Annotated in this window: 20 protein-coding genes; 6 read left to right on the plus strand and 14 right to left on the minus strand. The window is 41.4% G+C overall.

Annotation, left to right across the window (positions count from 1 at the left end; all coding sequences use genetic code 11):
- The first annotated feature begins 140 nt into the window (after window positions 1–140).
- A complete protein-coding gene (locus tag V7164_RS07515) occupies window positions 141–326 on the plus strand; it encodes a 2-hydroxymuconate tautomerase (RefSeq protein ID WP_335344689.1) in 186 nt (61 codons plus the stop codon).
- 54 nt (window positions 327–380) lie between these two features.
- Here V7164_RS07515 and V7164_RS07520 read toward each other — a convergent pair whose 3' ends face one another.
- From V7164_RS07520 to V7164_RS07530, 3 genes are all read right to left on the minus strand, one after another.
- Window positions 381–890: a YwgA family protein gene (locus V7164_RS07520; RefSeq protein WP_335344690.1), complete on the minus strand. Its 510-nt coding sequence runs from the start codon at window positions 888–890 to the stop codon at window positions 381–383.
- A 22-nt stretch (window positions 891–912) separates the two neighbouring features.
- The gene (locus V7164_RS07525) at window positions 913–2,226 is read right to left on the minus strand and encodes an HD domain-containing protein (protein ID WP_335353809.1); all 1,314 of its coding nucleotides are present in this window, start codon (window positions 2,224–2,226) and stop codon (window positions 913–915) included.
- Between the two features lie 162 nt (window positions 2,227–2,388).
- Window positions 2,389–2,613: a DUF1450 domain-containing protein gene (locus V7164_RS07530; protein ID WP_066296587.1), complete on the minus strand. Its 225-nt coding sequence runs from the start codon at window positions 2,611–2,613 to the stop codon at window positions 2,389–2,391.
- A gap of 384 nt (window positions 2,614–2,997) precedes the next feature.
- Between V7164_RS07530 and V7164_RS07535 the strand changes: the two genes are divergently transcribed.
- Window positions 2,998–3,744: an RsfA family transcriptional regulator gene (locus V7164_RS07535; protein WP_335344692.1), complete on the plus strand. Its 747-nt coding sequence runs from the start codon at window positions 2,998–3,000 to the stop codon at window positions 3,742–3,744.
- Between the two features lie 99 nt (window positions 3,745–3,843).
- On the opposite strand, the gene V7164_RS07540 is transcribed toward V7164_RS07535, so the two are convergent.
- Window positions 3,844–4,671 carry a lipoate--protein ligase family protein gene (locus V7164_RS07540; protein WP_335344693.1) on the minus strand — a complete coding sequence of 276 codons (828 nt, stop codon included), beginning with the start codon at window positions 4,669–4,671 and terminating at the stop codon, window positions 3,844–3,846.
- Between the two features lie 128 nt (window positions 4,672–4,799).
- On the minus strand, window positions 4,800–5,777 hold the full coding sequence (gene pta, locus V7164_RS07545; protein ID WP_335344694.1) for a phosphate acetyltransferase: 978 nt from the start codon (window positions 5,775–5,777) through the stop codon (window positions 4,800–4,802).
- A gap of 230 nt (window positions 5,778–6,007) precedes the next feature.
- Between pta and hemQ the strand changes: the two genes are divergently transcribed.
- Both hemQ and gerQ read left to right on the plus strand, forming a co-directional pair.
- Entirely contained in the window at window positions 6,008–6,754 is a 747-nt protein-coding gene (gene hemQ, locus V7164_RS07550; RefSeq protein ID WP_335344695.1) for a hydrogen peroxide-dependent heme synthase, read from the plus strand.
- 414 nt (window positions 6,755–7,168) lie between these two features.
- Window positions 7,169–7,678, plus strand: coding sequence for a spore coat protein GerQ (gerQ, locus tag V7164_RS07555; RefSeq protein ID WP_335353792.1), 510 nt, complete (start codon window positions 7,169–7,171; stop codon window positions 7,676–7,678).
- 213 nt (window positions 7,679–7,891) lie between these two features.
- Here gerQ and V7164_RS07560 read toward each other — a convergent pair whose 3' ends face one another.
- The 6 genes from V7164_RS07560 to mobA all read right to left on the minus strand — a co-directional run bounded on the left by V7164_RS07560 (window position 7,892) and on the right by mobA (window position 11,544).
- On the minus strand, window positions 7,892–8,263 hold the full coding sequence (locus V7164_RS07560; RefSeq protein ID WP_335353793.1) for a DUF423 domain-containing protein: 372 nt from the start codon (window positions 8,261–8,263) through the stop codon (window positions 7,892–7,894).
- A 48-nt stretch (window positions 8,264–8,311) separates the two neighbouring features.
- A complete protein-coding gene (locus V7164_RS07565; protein ID WP_335344698.1) occupies window positions 8,312–8,590 on the minus strand; it encodes a YwdI family protein in 279 nt (92 codons plus the stop codon).
- Window positions 8,591–9,062: 472 nt separating this feature from the next.
- The gene (locus V7164_RS07570) at window positions 9,063–10,082 is read right to left on the minus strand and encodes a MoeB/ThiF family adenylyltransferase (protein WP_335344699.1); all 1,020 of its coding nucleotides are present in this window, start codon (window positions 10,080–10,082) and stop codon (window positions 9,063–9,065) included.
- 6 nt (window positions 10,083–10,088) lie between these two features.
- On the minus strand, window positions 10,089–10,322 hold the full coding sequence (gene moaD / locus V7164_RS07575; protein ID WP_335344700.1) for a molybdopterin converting factor subunit 1: 234 nt from the start codon (window positions 10,320–10,322) through the stop codon (window positions 10,089–10,091).
- Entirely contained in the window at window positions 10,315–10,782 is a 468-nt protein-coding gene (locus V7164_RS07580; protein ID WP_335344701.1) for a molybdenum cofactor biosynthesis protein MoaE, read from the minus strand. The genes moaD and V7164_RS07580 overlap by 8 nt, the downstream gene beginning before the upstream one ends.
- A gap of 99 nt (window positions 10,783–10,881) precedes the next feature.
- Window positions 10,882–11,544 (minus strand): molybdenum cofactor guanylyltransferase, encoded by a 663-nt coding sequence (mobA, locus tag V7164_RS07585; RefSeq protein WP_335344702.1) that lies wholly within the window; start codon window positions 11,542–11,544, stop codon window positions 10,882–10,884.
- Window positions 11,545–11,742: 198 nt separating this feature from the next.
- On the opposite strand from mobA, the gene V7164_RS07590 reads away from it, so the two are divergent.
- Together V7164_RS07590 and V7164_RS07595 are read left to right on the plus strand one after the other, a co-directional pair.
- Window positions 11,743–12,681 (plus strand): c-type cytochrome, encoded by a 939-nt coding sequence (locus V7164_RS07590; RefSeq protein ID WP_335344703.1) that lies wholly within the window; start codon window positions 11,743–11,745, stop codon window positions 12,679–12,681.
- A 198-nt stretch (window positions 12,682–12,879) separates the two neighbouring features.
- Window positions 12,880–13,569 carry a response regulator transcription factor gene (locus V7164_RS07595; RefSeq protein WP_335344704.1) on the plus strand — a complete coding sequence of 230 codons (690 nt, stop codon included), beginning with the start codon at window positions 12,880–12,882 and terminating at the stop codon, window positions 13,567–13,569.
- Window positions 13,570–13,600: 31 nt separating this feature from the next.
- Here V7164_RS07595 and V7164_RS07600 read toward each other — a convergent pair whose 3' ends face one another.
- Genes V7164_RS07600 through V7164_RS07610 form a run of 3 tightly spaced genes read right to left on the minus strand, consistent with a single transcriptional unit; the run spans window position 13,601 to window position 15,951 of the window.
- The gene (locus V7164_RS07600; RefSeq protein WP_335344705.1) at window positions 13,601–14,326 is read right to left on the minus strand and encodes an ABC transporter permease; all 726 of its coding nucleotides are present in this window, start codon (window positions 14,324–14,326) and stop codon (window positions 13,601–13,603) included.
- On the minus strand, window positions 14,327–15,037 hold the full coding sequence (locus tag V7164_RS07605) for an ABC transporter permease (protein ID WP_335344706.1): 711 nt from the start codon (window positions 15,035–15,037) through the stop codon (window positions 14,327–14,329).
- Window positions 15,037–15,951: an ABC transporter ATP-binding protein gene (locus V7164_RS07610; protein ID WP_335344733.1), complete on the minus strand. Its 915-nt coding sequence runs from the start codon at window positions 15,949–15,951 to the stop codon at window positions 15,037–15,039. The genes V7164_RS07605 and V7164_RS07610 overlap by 1 nt, the downstream gene beginning before the upstream one ends.
- Between the last annotated feature and the right edge of the window lie 196 nt (window positions 15,952–16,147).

Raw genomic sequence — 16,147 nt, forward strand, 5'->3', positions numbered from 1 at the left:
TTGAGGATAAAAGGAAAACGAACGAACCACTTGCACATTTTTCTGAAATATGAAAAACTACAAACATTAGGAAAAGCTGAGGTAAACCGCCTGTAAAATCAAAGCGGAATACCACAGCCAACAAAAAAGGAGAGATCCCCATGCCATATGTAACAGTAAAAATGCTAGAAGGCCGTACAGAGGAACAAAAGAAATCACTCGTTGAGAAGGTAACAGACGCAGTAAGCGAAACAACAGGAGCACCGAAGGAAAATGTTGTTGTGTTTATCGAGGAAATGTCCAAGAATCATTACGCTGTTGCTGGCAAGCGTTTTAGCGACCAATAATTTGTGCAGGGATGCGACAAGTCCCCCTACTTCCAGCAGTAAAGCCGGGCAAGCTCAATGCCCGGCTTTTTCTTTCAAGCTTTCAATATATTGATAAGCAGTCTCCACTTCTTCCTCCGTATAGCGCTGCTTGCTTTTTAACGTAAAAATCTTCTCTTGTACTTCTTCTTTCGGCAGATTTTCGAAAAAAAGTACGGTCGATACTAGCTCAAGGAATCTTGCATTTTGACTGTTCATATCAGTCAAGCAATCTTGAAGATTGGGCATAGTCACCTCTTCATTAAGGCTCAAGAACTCCTTGCCATTCTCCGTTAATGTATAGCGATACTGGTAATAGCCACCCTTCTTCTCCTTAACCTCATTGAGGAAGCCCATATTGCATAGCTCCTCCACTCTTAAAGTCAATTCCTCCGAGTAAGGACCATAAAAGTGAAATTGAAATCTTTCCTGGAAAGGGAATTCTAGTTTTTTTGCGATATATACCATTTTCTGAAGCCGTTTCCGTCCAATTATTTCTTCTGAGGCAGCAATGGCATGAATGATTTTAGCATGATCTTTCAACAAGATACGTCAACTCCTACTCCATTTAATACCGTGACACGTCTATTTCAAGAAGCTTGCAAATGTCCTTTTTTATCGCTGGTTCCGTTGAAAAGTCTTTTAGAAAATCTGCTGGATAATATAATTTATGGTCGGTTCTCCTTTTTCCAGAGATCGCATCGACAATTTCAGATTCCCGGGAAAGCTCCCGAATTTCTCCATTTTTCATAAGCAAAGAAATCGGCAGCCGTTCCTCTTCCTCTCCCGGCCGGTAAAAATCATATGGGAGGTCGGATGAGGAATCGACAACTAGATAATACTCAGGATCAATTCCTGCCTTTTGAAATAGAATGGACAGCTCCGCAAGCTTTTTATATTCCTTTGCAGGATCAAATTCAGCATATTTAAATAGATTGCGATTCATAAAGCGGCGGCAAAGGTCCCGTAAAATAGGATCCTCTTCTTCCTGCCACATTTGAAAATAATAAAGAATGATTGCTTCATCAAGTTTAATATAATCTTCAAGTGTAATTTTCCCATCAAACATCGAAAAGAAATGATAAGGATGTGATTTGAAAGAATAGCCCTGCTTATGTAGGGCTTTAGCGCGATGCAAAATTTTCGTTAAAATCACTTCGGCGCTTCTCGTCACAGGGTGGAAGTATACTTGCCAATACATTTGGTACCGGCTCATTATATAGTCCTCAACAGCGTGCATGCCGCTTTGTTTAAAGACAACCTGATCTTCCCCCGGCTGCATGACGCGCAAAATCCGCTCCATATCAAAATGGCCGTAGCTGACCCCTGTATAGTAGGCATCCCTTTGCAAATAATCCATGCGGTCGGCATCGATCTGACTGGAAATAAGGCTTACGACTAATTTGTTTTTTGACGTTTTCGCGATGACTTCAGCAACCTTCATAGGAAAATCAGCACTTATGGTTGAAAGAACGTGGTTGACTTCTGTTTTTCCGAGAATGATGGCTCTTGTATAGTACTCATGGTCGAGGTCAAAGACTTTTTCAAATGAATGGGAAAATGGGCCATGTCCTAAATCGTGGAGTAAGGCTGCGCATAGGGAGAGGAGGCGGTCATCTTCATTCCATTCCGGCCTGCCGTGGAAAACATCATCGGCAATTCGTCGAATAATTTCGTAAACCCCCAAGGAATGGTTAAATCGGCTATGTTCAGCCCCATGAAAGGTTAAATAAGTAGTCCCGAGCTGCTTAATTCGTCTAAGGCGCTGAAACTCCTTCGTCCCAATTAAATCCCAGATTACCCGATCCCTCACGTGAATATAGCGATGGACAGGATCTTTAAATACCTTTTCTTCACGTAACTTCTCCACCGGATATGCCATCATTTACCTCCGATTTTCTAATGTGTCTCTATTATATCCCGTTTCCTTCTGCAATTCACTACAGAAAATCTGCTAATTCTGCAGAATTCGACGAAAACCTTGATGTAGGCGGGTTATAGCGAGAAAAACAAAAATCACCTCAAGGCGATCTTTAAGGTGACTTTATTTCTTAAGCTTTTTATTAACTTTTTCCATTAATTCCTCTTCTGTTAACCCAGCGAGCGGACGATTATTGACGAAGGCAAATGTTTTCTTTCGGCCTGGTCCACAATAAGACTGGCAGCCTATCTCGATTTTCGCTTCTGGATCTATTTCCTTCAAACGGGGAATTAAGGTTTTTAAATTAACACCCTGACAATCGTCGCAAACACGAAATTCGTTTGCCATATTTATTACAACCCTTTCTATGGTCTATCTTAAAAAATATTTATACAAAACGGGGCAAATGCCGCCTGAAATTAAGATAAAGGTGAAATTTTAATCATCGAGGGTCCTGCAGCATTCGAGTATAAAACTATCTGAACCTGCGCTTCCCCTTTTCTTTTCTCTTGCTGTATTTTACAGCTTCTTTCCTTCTAATGCAAGCTGTCGCCTATTTTAAGCACTGACAAAGGGCAAATAAACATATGAATCTAAAGTGTTCAGAATACCTATCTATTGAAAAAATAAAAAAATCTACTATCCTTTTAATTCAGTTTGTATATTTTTCTTCTGAAATGTCCATCCTTATATTAAGAATTAAAAAATGTAAATGAATTGGGAGTTGAAGAAATGAAAGTTCGTCAGGATGCATGGACGGAAGAAAATGATTTATTACTAGCTGAAACCGTTTTAAGACATGTAAGAGAAGGAAGTACGCAATTAAATGCTTTTGAAGAAGTGGGGGACCGCCTCGACCGAACTTCTGCGGCCTGTGGATTTCGCTGGAATGCAGTAGTGAGGCATCAATACGAAAAGGCTTTACAGCTCGCTAAAAAACAGCGGAAGCAAAGGCAGCGCTTGCTTGGAAAAGAACAAAGCGGAAAGAAAAAGCTGCTCTATTCGCCGCCTGCACCAGCTATTTCAGAGGTTGAAGCCGTACCTGCTGCGGCAATGATGATATCAGCACCTGCAGAACAGGATGAATCAATGGAAATTATCGAAGCAAGCCCTATTCCTGTCTATGTTGAGAAACCAAGCTACACAGGCGGAGCTTTAACAGGCGATTCTGATCTAAATCTGGATCGTGTCATCACTTACTTACAATCTTTAAAACACTCGAGTATTCAATTAGATATTTTAAGAAATGAGAATGAAAGATTGAAGCGAGAGAATGCACAGATTAAGAGCCGAAACGAAGAGCTAGAGGGTAAGATTAATCAGCTCGAAGAAAATTCGGAAACAATCCAAGAAGATTACGAGACGCTAATGAAGATTATGAACCGTGCCCGCAAACTCGTCCTCTTTGAGGAAGAAGAAAGACCAGCAACTAAGTTCAAGATGGACCGAAACGGGAACCTCGAGAAATTAGCAGAATAAATATAAATATAAAACTTCCAATTTTGGGAGCAGGAGAAGGAATTACATCCTCGATTATTTTTAAAAAAGCCGTAACGCTCTGTTACGGCTTTCTCATATTCATCCAAGAACCTTTTCGTTACGTTCGACCATACGTTGGTGATACCCTTCAAATAGCAAAATCTCCTCACCCTGCAGTTCACCTGAAAATAAATGTTTAGAGCGATTCTTTAATGCTTGTAAAAACCGAAGCATAACATCCTGAATCGAAAGACTTTGCCCCAGCAATTCAGATAAAGAAGCCATCACCTCAGGCTTTATTTCTGGAAAAAGGAATTTAGTTTCAATGTCTTTCTTGGAAATGGCATAAAAACGTTCAATTTGGGCAGCACGAGCACTCCCGCTTCCATGAACACAAAGATAAATCTGCACGGCCACCCCATTTCGCAGGCGCCTTTGAGAAATACCGGCAAACTTTTTCCCGCCTATACTTAAATCATAGCTTCCCGGACAATAGGAACCGACAATCTCCTTTGCCTCTATTTCTTTATTAAAATCAGAAAACATTTCCTTAATGAGCATCCACATCACATCATAGCCCCGATTAATATCAATGCCCTTATCACTTTCTGAAAAAACTAGAGTTAAATTTAAGATCCCTTCATCCAAAACAACAGCCAATCCGCCAGAATTTCTGACGATGACGCGATAACCCTCATTCTGCAAATAGCGGATACCCTCTTCCAGAAAAGGGAGCTTTGTATCCTGGATGCCTAATACAACCGTATCACGGTGAACCCAAGCCCTTGCCGTTGGAGGTGCCATGCCGCTCCCAACCGATGCACAGAGGGTATCATCCATTCCGAATGAATATAAAGCAGGCAAATGGACGGCTGCTGACGATTGATCAATCACTCTCCATTGATCTTGCTGTAATAAGTCATTCATATAGTGGTTCTCCTTTTGAGCGAATCCTTTTCATATAACACTAACATTTATTAGCCAAGCACATTATATCAGCAACAATATCGAAAAAAAAGAGACGGACTTAAGTCCGGCCCTCAATCCTAGCCTAATCAATCTCTCAATGCCTGTGCCGCAGTAATTAAGGCTAGTTTATAGACATCCTCTTCATTGCATCCGCGGGAAAGGTCGTTAACTGGCTGGTTCAACCCTTGTAAAATAGGGCCGATCGCCTCAAACCTTCCAAGACGCTGAGCAATTTTATAGCCGATATTTCCTGATTCCAAGCTTGGGAAAATAAAAACATTCGCATCTCCTTGAATCGGTGAATCTGGTGCCTTCTTTTTAGCCACAGATGGGACAAATGCCGCATCAAACTGAAACTCTCCATCAATTAATAACTGCGGATTCCGTTTTTTTACCTCTTCAACAGCCGCAATAACTTTATCGGTTTCTGGCGACTTCGCTGATCCCTTCGTTGAAAAGCTCAGCATCGCTACTCGCGGCTCAATACCAAACATTTTCGCTGTTCTAGCACTTTCAATGGTGATCTCCGCCAAATCCTGACTGCCCGGAGCAATATTTATAGCACAATCCGCGAAAACATACTCTTCATCCTCCCGAACCATAATGAAAACACCTGATGTTTTCCGCACACCTTCTATTGTTTTAATGATCTGTAATGCCGGACGAACAGTATCCGCCGTTGAATGGGCAGCCCCGCTTACAAGTCCATCCGCTTTATTCATATACACGAGCATCGTTCCGAAGTAATTTTCGTCCAGAAGAATTTTTCTCGCATCCGCTTCTGAAGCTTTTCCGCTCCTTCTTTCTACAAAAGCAGCAACCATTTCATCTACTAACTCATATTGACTCGGATCGTAAATTTCCGCTCCCTCCAGAGAAAGATTCATCTCTTTCGCCTTTGCCTCAATTTCTTGAATCTGGCCAATTAAAATAGGCGTCAGAATTTTTTCTTCCGCAAGTCTCCCCGCAGCAGCTAAAATTCGATTATCCGTCCCTTCCGGAAATACGATTTTTACATTCTTCCCCTTGACCTTTTCCTGTAACTTTCTAAATAAATCTATCATTACTAACTCTCCTTTTGCTGGAAAAAATTAATCCTCTATTTTAATCTAATGCTTGGCTCTTTTAGCGTCAAATTCAATTCTTCCAATTTACCTCCTTTAACAAAGTATCCACAATTTCGCCATACTATTCGGTCTTCCTTTCCTTTTTCAAGTTTTATAAAGTGGTTAATTGGAGAAACTGTGATATAGTAATGGTGTAATTTTCTTATTACATAATAGGAGTGATAGTTATGAGTGAAGCAGCAAAAACGCTCGAGGGCTGGTATAGTTTACATGACTTCCGTGCTATTGATTGGACGTCTTGGAAGATGCTTTCTAGTGATGAGCGCCAAGCAGCTATCCATGAATTTGTAACCCTAGTTGATAAATGGAATGGGGTTCAGAGTGAGAAAAAAGGCAGCCACGCATTATATACAGTTGTTGGCCAAAAAGCCGATTTTATGATGATGGTGTTGAGACCAACTTTAGAGGAATTAAATGAAATTGAAAATGAATTCAATAAAACGAAACTAGCTGAATATACGGTTCCTGTGTATTCCTATGTGTCCATTGTGGAATTAAGCAATTACTTGCCTTCCGATCAGGACCCTTACCAAAGTCCAGAAATACTTGCCCGCCTATATCCTATTCTGCCTAAAGCGAAGCATGTATGCTTCTATCCAATGGATAAACGCCGCCAGGGCAATGATAACTGGTATATGCTTCCGATGGAAGATCGCCGCAATATGATGCGCAGCCACGGAATGATTGGCCGCCAATATGCAGGTAAGGTGAAACAAATCATTACCGGTTCTGTTGGCTTAGATGACTATGAATGGGGCGTTACGCTATTCTCGGATGATGCACTTCAATTCAAAAAGCTTGTATATGAAATGCGTTTTGACGAAGTAAGTGCACGCTATGGCGAATTTGGCTCTTTCTACGTTGGAAATCTGCTTGAAGAAAATCAAATTGGCAAGCTGCTGCATGTCAATTAACTGTTTTAACTCCTAGATAATTGATCTAGGAGTATTTTTTTAATATAATCCTCCTTTTTCCCCTCCTCCTATTGAGGCTCTTCTTTTTTATTCAAAAAAGCATAAAGGAACAAGCATGAACATACTTATGAATTAGTGAGTGGTTATCCAATCCTTATTATGAATTTTTCCTAGTTTCCTTCAAGGCATTTATGAGGAAAAATCTCTGACAATCTATTAATTATGATTACACTTCCCTTGAGGAAAAAAGTCTGCGATGCTTCAAGGTTCTTTTTTATGAAGGAAATAGAGTGGGAGCTCACATATTTAAGTGGGATACATAGCTCCGCTCACACCGCCATTTTGAATAACAGTTCTTAAAATGGGGTGTTGTTTAACTTTATTAGAATTATTTTAAGCTTGGGAGGGGAAAAAATGAGTCAATCAGGTTTTAATCCATATGGAACACCTTATTATGGGTTTCAGCAGCCTATGGCAGGTGTGCCGGGACAAAAGCCTTCAATGAGTGCCCATCCTGTCATGCCACCAATGCCAACAGTTCAGCAAACAATGGGGATGATGCCAACTGGGGGGATGCTTCCTCCGCAAGCAACTGGAATGAACCCACAAACAACTGGCCCGCAGGTACCTGGCATGCTTCCGATTGAACAATCTTATATCGAGAACATTCTGCGCTTAAACAAAGGAAAGCTTGTCACCGTTTATGCAACCTTTGAGAATAATAGAGAGTGGAATGCGAAAAAGTTTGAAGGAATAATCGAAGCCGCTGGAAGAGACCATGTCATATTAAGCGATCCTCAATCAGGCATGAGATTCTTAATTCCAATGGTGTATGTAGATTATGTGACATTCTCCGAAGAAATCGAATACGAGTACCCAGGTTTCACACCACCTGGAATGTTATCGCAATTTAGCCCTAGATGATTACGAAAAGCGGAAGCGCCTTGCCCACCCCCGACAAGCACAAGACAATCCTCACGGAAAGGTGTTCTTTGCCTTTCTGGGAGGATTGGCTTGTGACCTCGAGGGGGTAGGCGCTGGAGCTAGACAGTTCTCTAACTCGAGTAAAGTTATACTTTCTTATCTACAACCAAAAGAAGCTTTGACAAACTAGTCAAAGCTTCTTTTGGTTTACACTTATAAATACTTCACAGCAGCTATAATCAATAGCACCCAGGCCGCCAAAAAGGATACCCCGCCTAAAGGTGTAATAGCGCCAAGGACACTGATTTGGGTGACACTTAAAACATATAAGCTCCCTGAGAAAAGAATAATCCCGATGAGCATCATCCAGCCTAACCAGGATAATAAAGCATTTGCCGGCATTTTACCAAGCAATATCCCAATAACTAATAGGCCTGTAGCATGAAACATTTGATACTGTACACCTGTCTTCCAAATTTCCAGATACTTCGGTTCCACCACTTTTTCAAGACCATGGGCTCCAAATGCACCCAAAGCCACAGATAAAAAGGCATTTAAAGCCCCTATAATGATAAATAGTTTCATTCTACTTCCCTCACCTCTGTCTTCTGACTTCCTAAAAAGCCTCTAGATTTAAAAATCAAATAGCGATTCCCCATTAGCACTGTCATCCATTTCCATTCGCTTCGGCTGCTGGATGGAGGCTGGCTGAACGTGCTGGACGGCTGGCGCCGTGTAAGAACTTATTGAAGAAGATTCTCCCTTTTCCTGTGCCGGCTCATCGAGAATTAATTCACATAACGATTTAATCGCATGAATCCTTTCCCGCAGCTTTGCCGTTGTTGAACTATCCTTTGCTTCCTTCAATTCCTTTTCCATCTTTCCTAAAAGCTGCTGGACGGAAATGTTCAACACAATCACTCCTTAGCATTCACATTAAACTTATAAAAATGGGGCAACATCAAGTCCCCTGCTTATCTCCCTTTCTTTCAAAACGCATGCACGGCTGTCCCGATGCACGCAAAACTTCCATGGAAGGAAGCATTGCTGTTTTGAATTGAAAAGCTCTACAGCCTTTAGGAAATCTTTGATCCCACGTTACATAGAAATATTTACACTTAAAACAATCGACTCTCTTTGCCATCATTTTCATTCTCCAAATTAATCATTCTACATTATACATGATAGCAAATGAATTTTCGATTACACTACATTTAGGGCGACTTCTGCCAAAACCTGTCTGTTTCACGTGAAACAAGGCGAATGATGTAGAAAACGCTAAAATAGGACCTTAAAAAGGGGCCTACCCATTACAGAATAGGACCCCTCCTTTATCCTTATGCCTATCTTTTAAAAGCCGCATTTAAACTTAGCTAATGGTTCATTATCCAAGCAAACGCTGATAAATCGCTCTAGCCTGTGTTAAATCCTTCGTGCCATGGATGAGCGCCCGGCCATCATTAAAAATAACGAGACGCTGCTCCTCCATTTCAACCGAAAGTAAATAAGGATTACCCTTCACTTGATAACCTAGGGATTTCAACTGACGAGATAAATCACCCAACTGAATTTGCTGCTGTCTTGGCGGACGAATTTGCACGGTATCCCTTCCACAAAGGACCGTTGATTTCATCATATTTTCGCTGTCGAGATATGGGTAGGTTCTCATTTCCCCACACGATAAACAGCCCTTATCCTTTGCTTTCGAAACCTTCATACTCGTATATTGATTTCTCCATAAATCAAAGCTGACGAAGGAAGTTCTAACAGCATCCCAGTCTTCTACAAGAATTTTCATAGCTTCTGCAGCTTGGTGTGATATGACCATCTGGACAGCCGGTGCAATGATTCCGCCCGTATCACAGGTCATCCCTTGAATAGGAATAGTTTTAAGCAGGCAATTCAAACAAGGGGTCTTTCCAGGGATAATGGTCAGGCTCATGCCAAAGCTCCCCACACATCCCCCATAGATCCATGGGATATTATGTTTTTGTGAGATATCATTAATCATCATTCTTGTTTCGAAATTATCCGTTGCATCAATGATTAAATCTATACCTTGTACAAGGTCCTCCATCATTTCCGGATTCGCATCTGCAATCAAGGCTTGAATGTTAACGTCTGAATTTATGGCTTTCAAACGTTGTGCAGCTGCTGCCGCCTTTGGAAGCTTCTCTTCTACATCCTGTTCTGTATAAAGCTGCTGCCGCTGCAGATTGCTGGCCTCCACATAATCGCGGTCAACGATTGTTAGCTTTCCAATGCCCGCTCTTGTTAAAATATCAGCATTGCCTGAACCTAAAGCACCCGCTCCAATCATTAATACATGCTTGGAACGGATTTTCTCCTGCCCCTCTTTCCCTATGAATGGAAACAGGGTCTGCCGGGAGTATCGATCATCCATAAAACATCAGCCTCCACTGACCGGAGGAATAAACGCAACAGTATCCCCAGCTTGAATAGCTTCTTCATTTGAAGCAAATTCTTCATTAATAGCTGTCATCACATTTTCCAGATTAACGGACTTATATGTTTCAGAGATTATCTGTTTCAACTCGGCAACGGTTCTGCCGCTCACGTTCAATTCCACAGATTCTTCCCCAACAGCGTCACGCAAATGAGCAAAAAACAAAATTTTATTCATGTAAGTCACTCTCCTCCGGTTTTCCTTTTGGATAAGCAACCGTTTCAAGCTGATTGCCTATCCATTCCTCTCCATCCTCCCAATGCTCCTTTTTCCAAATCGGAACAATTTCCTTAATCCGTTCAATCGCATATCGATTTGCTTCATAAGCATCTGCACGATGAGGGGTTGAAACCGCAATAACGACTGCGATATCAGTAATATCAAGCTTCCCGACACGATGAGTAATCGCAACCTCAGCCCCGCTCCAGCGCTCCTTTATTTCATGGCCAATCTGTTCAAGCTTCTTAACTGCCATCGCTTCATAGGCCTCATAAATTAAGTACAAAGTCTTTTTTCCATGTGTTAATTCTCGTACTGTGCCGATAAAGGTCGTAATCGCCCCCGCTTCACGCTGGACCACTTTATCAATCACCTCTTGAATGACAATCGGCTCCTTAGAAATCTCGTAAAAATTCAAGTAATCCCCTCCCCAACTACATATTTAATCTCAATTTATCGTTAAAGTTTGTTACTAACAACATATCAAATTTTCGGACAAATTCCAAAGAGGAAGCCTCTATTTCCGATTAAAATCCCCCTCCATTTTTAAAGCCCTTTCAAAATCATCCCGGTGATTCATGTTAAAGAAATGCTGCTCCTGATAATGGTAGTGATGCTTCTGAAGACATGCTTCTGTAACGTACTTCGTCTTAGTATGTTTAAAAAACTGCCTGATTCGCAGCTCCTGATTTTGCAGGGATTGCTGGACCTCCCCAAGAGTATCCTTCCGGTAGGCAGCAAACAATGGATGAAGCTGGTCTGAAACATCAGGGACAGCGACTTGATAATCATCTAAAAAGGTCAACAAAATGTCTCCAACCTGAGAAGAAATAAACGGCATGTCACACGCCACGATTAGATTTTTTTCTGTACTGGAGGCACTTAATCCTGCATGGATTCCAGCCAACGGCCCCATGTCCTTCCAATGGTCCTGAACCATTGGAAGCCCTAGGAATTGATAGTCCTCAAACGTATTTGTGACAATCACCAGATCTGAGACAATCTTACTTAACTCCTGGACAATTCTTTCTATTACTGTTTTACCACCAATGGGTAACAGCGCCTTATTCGTCCCCATTCTGCTCGAACGGCCGCCCGCCATGATGATCCCTGTTACCTGCATGACCTCACCTGCCCATTCAATAGGATTAACACTTGAAATCCCTAGCTTCCTATCCATCCATTTTCTCACTTCTTCTCTTTAGTATACCTTTTGCCTTCGCATCAGGCATGTATTTCTTAATCCTTCAAGTTTTTATAATTTGAATGATTTGTGTCTTCACAAAACGTTCAAATTATAATTCCGTGTTTATTAACCGAATCTTAACAAACCCAATTTATACTGAGGGCGAATTCATAATAAGGGAGGAAAAATAGGATGAATAAGCTGTTTCTATCATCTGTTCTAGGTATTATTTCTTTATTAGTATTGGGCTTCACGATGACCTATTTTATTGTGAAAGATTCTGATAAAAGTATAGCTGCAGATTCACAGCTTTCAAACCCAAGTCAGGCACAAGCTGAAAATACCCCTAAGCATCCGTATGCCCCGCCAAGCCTAGACGATGTACCTGAGGGAGAAGAGGGCGAATTAATTAAGCTCGGCCACAAGTATGCAACTGAAACAAGCACCGCATTGGACGGATATGTCGGAAACACTTTAAGCTGTGCAAGCTGCCATGCCAACGGAGGATATGGGGGTTCCCTAGACCTAGTAGGAATTTCAAAAACCTACCCGCAGTATAATCCTCGGGCCGGGAAAGAGGTTACACTTGAAGATCGTATCAACGGGTGTTTCAAAAGAAGTATGAATGGAAAGCCGCTGCCAAAGGATTCACAGGAAATGAAAGCGATGGTTGCGTTCTACGATTATATTTCGCAAAATGTCCCTGATGGCACAACAGAAAGACCTTGGGCTAAGTTAAATAGGTCGGAAGCCGATATTGAAAATGTCGACATTGAAGAAGGCCGAGAGCTTTACAATAAAGCCTGTATTACCTGCCACGGCGAAAATGGCGGTCAGGGTACACCTCTAGCTCTTTGGGGTGACGATTCATACAATATCGGAGCTGGGATGGCTAGACTAAGAACAGCCGCAGGCTTTATTAAAGAATATATGCCCAAGGCGGAAGTTGAGGGTTACTCACAAGGCTCTCTTACTGATGAGGAAGCTATGAATCTAGCGGCCTATATTAATGCCCAAATGCGACCTGACTTCCCGGATAAAATTTATGATTGGCCAAATGGAGATGCCCCAGACGATGCTGCATACGAAACCCTTGCCGGGAAAAAGAAGGATAGCACAGCGAAAAAGTAGCCTATCAAGCGCCAGGCTCCACAACAGTACAAATATCTAGAATGCTACACCACTCATTTGACACTAGATAATGTATCGCGGAGCCAGGCACCTTTGCCGGGTTTTTGTTATTTTTGTGAATAAATCTCGGACTCTCTCAAATGAAGGACTCATTTCTATATAATTAATACGAGATTGAGAAAGGGGTGTAACTTTTTGATGAATAAGCTTAGAGGAAAAACCATCCTGATTATTGATGATGAGGAACGAATTAGAAGGTTAATCAAATTGTCCTTGCAAAGAGAAGGCTTTGAAGTTATTGAGGCGGCGGACGGCTTTGAAGCAAAGGAGCAGTATATGAAGTATGACCCGTGCTTTATTATCCTTGATATGATGCTGCCCGGATTAAGCGGAGAAGAAATCTGCATCTGGCTTCGTCAGGATTTGAACAGCAATGTACCTATCATCATTCTTTCCGCCTTGCATAGTGAAAAAGAAAGAATAGACGGATTAAAATTAGGTGCAGATGACTATATGGCAAAGCCCTTTAGTTTGGAGGAATTAACCACCCGAATTGAAACGGTTTTAAGAAGAACTGCGAACCGCTGCAGTAAAATCAGCTATCGTGGGCTTACTCTCAAGCCGATCGTTGGCATGGCTAAATTTATAGATGCACCACTTGACCTCACTCTCTTTGAATATAAATTGCTTTATCTTTTCATGACACATCCCGATCAAGTATTAACAAGAGAACAAATCATTTCGTTCATATACGAAAAAGAAGAAAAATTAATTAATGAACGCACAGTCGATGTGCATATTAAAAACCTTCGTGAGAAAATTGCCCAATACTCAGACTACCCTTTTATCCAAACGGTTCGGGGAATTGGCTATAAATTCACAACATAGAAGGAAAAACATCCTCCCAATCAGAAGGATGCTAGACTTCTTTTCTTTGAAAATAGGTAAAGCCTGATGCAAAAAACAATACCAAGCTGCCGAAGACAACAATAAACAATGTTTCGAGCGGTACATTCAACGCGCCAAAGCTTTCTCCTGAGCCAGGCATCATCAGCAGAAATGGCTGTGCCCACGGATAATAAGGACCGAACTTATCTGAGTTCACGATTAAAATATTGGGCAATGTAAAAATCACATTAATCGCTAGTGGTGCTGCAAAGCTTGACCAGGCAGTTGAGACAAAGAGCTGTAAAGCAGCAAGCGGCATACAGGCAACCCAGCCTCCGATTACGCTAGATGCAATGATTTTCCATGGAATAGCTGCTTCAAAGCCTTTAAGCTGCCCGATGAGCAAAAGCCCTCCCGTAAACAGAATTTGAGTCAGTGCCAGTAACCCCATCACGATGATGAATTTCGCTATATAGACATTGCCTCTTGAAACAGGCATAGCTAGAAGCTGTTTCCAGCCTCCTCCTGCATGCTCGAACCGGCAAACAAAGGCTGAAAAGACACCGGTCAGTAAAGGGAGAAAAATTAATGCATGCAGAAACACCATAAAGGTTAAAGTCATTTCATATTGATAGGTTTTTTCAGCTTGTAATTCACCAAAACCTGTCAACGAAGCTAGGATCGGACTAATAAAAATCAACATCCAAATAGATGATTTTCGCAGCTTTAAACATTCAGCTCTTAACACTTTGCCCATTTATTGCACATCCTTTCTTCCAAAATCTAACATGCCCATTAAGTAAATAAGGATCCCTAGCCCCAATCCAGCCAGTGTGGAGTAAATCGGGGTTCCCCAGCTAACGTTCAAATAAAGCCAGTTCCATGGAAACCAATCAGGGAATTTAAAGGGTCCCATTGAAACAATGGTACTCAGAATCCCAATCGTTAATGGGGTCGCCTGATTTTTCATTATAATAGACAGCCAAAGCTGAAAGGCAATAAACGGCATAGCTGCGAAATAGGTGAAATAAGCCATTTTTAGCAGGCTTACATACGGAATATCCGTCCCAAATTTCAAGATTATTCCTAGAATAATCACCCCGATAAACAGCAAAGTACTAGACAAGAATAATAGAATTGCCGTAATGACGAATTTCCCTGTAAAAGCACGAAATTTTGAAATGGGCAATGCCAGCAGCTGCTTCCAGGCATTCGTTTGATGCTCAATGCCCGCAATCATGGAGGCTATGATCGTCAACCCAAGCATAAGGGCCGGTATTGCCATAAAGCTCGCTTCCCCAATAAGTCCTCCCCATAAATCCGCTTTATAGCGCTTTGTTAAATAATCATATCTTAAACCGAAGTTGACCGCTTCCAGCACCACAACCCCAAATGGTCCAAGAAAAATAAGAAACCAAATCATTTTTCGCTTTATTTTAATGAAGTCAGAAAAGAGGCTTTTCAACATTACAAGCTCGCCTCCCCACCAGTCAGCTCCAGGAAAATTTCCTCCAGCGATTTCTTCTCCTCCTGAACTCGGTACACAGAAAAGCGACTGTTCACAAGCTCATGGATGACAGTAGAAACATGCGAATCAGATGAATACGGCAAATATAATTGCTTATTTTCCATCTCAGCCTGGATGCCTTTTGATAAAAGCATTCTCCACGCTTGTTCCGTATCATTAACTTTTAAGGAAATTTTGCTTTGCGATCTTTGCCTTAACGTTTCGATTGAATCCTGAAAAATCATTTTCCCTTTTGATATAATCCCAACCTTTGTCGCCATTTGGTCGATTTCAGATAGCAAATGGCTCGATACGAGGATGGTCATTCCATGCTCCTTTGGCATGCTTTTGATCAATTCGCGGATTTCTAGAATGCCAGATGGGTCCAGCCCATTTGTTGGCTCGTCTAAAATAAGCAATTCCGGATTTCCTAATAAAGCAGCCGCGATTCCGAGCCTTTGCTTCATTCCAAGCGAAAACCCCTTAACTGGTCTCTTCGCTTCTTTTGACAGACGGACGATGCGCAGAACCTCTTCAATTCTTGACTTCGGAGCATCTAGTAAAATACGAATCGCTTCCAGATTCTCATAAGCTGTTAAATGCCCGTAGTACGATGGATACTCCACTAATGACCCTATTTTTTTTAACACAGAAAGCTTTTCCTTCTTCATATCCTTTCCAAAAATGCGAATGGAGCCATATGATGGTTTTGCTAATCCCAGAAGCATCCGGATGGTCGTTGTTTTTCCAGCTCCATTTGGACCTAGAAATCCATAAATCTCTCCTTGTTTAATTTGAAGATTCACCGTTTCTACCGCATATCGGTTCTTAAATTTCTTTGTTAACTTGTTCGTTTCAATAATAAATTCACTCACCATAATCACCTCATAAACCATCTTAACCAGGCACGGTTAAATCAAAGGTGTGGTGAAGTTTAAAATTGGTTTAAAAATGATAGCTTCACTTTTCTTGTACGAATACTCGTATTTTTCGTTGAGGGAGCCCGAAACACTCAAATTAAATATCTCTATGTTAGGTTTTTTTGTTGAGGGAGGCCAAAACAATCACATT

The organism is Bacillus sp. JJ1474 (genome assembly GCF_036965225.1).
Lineage (GTDB): Bacteria > Bacillota > Bacilli > Bacillales > Cytobacillaceae > Cytobacillus.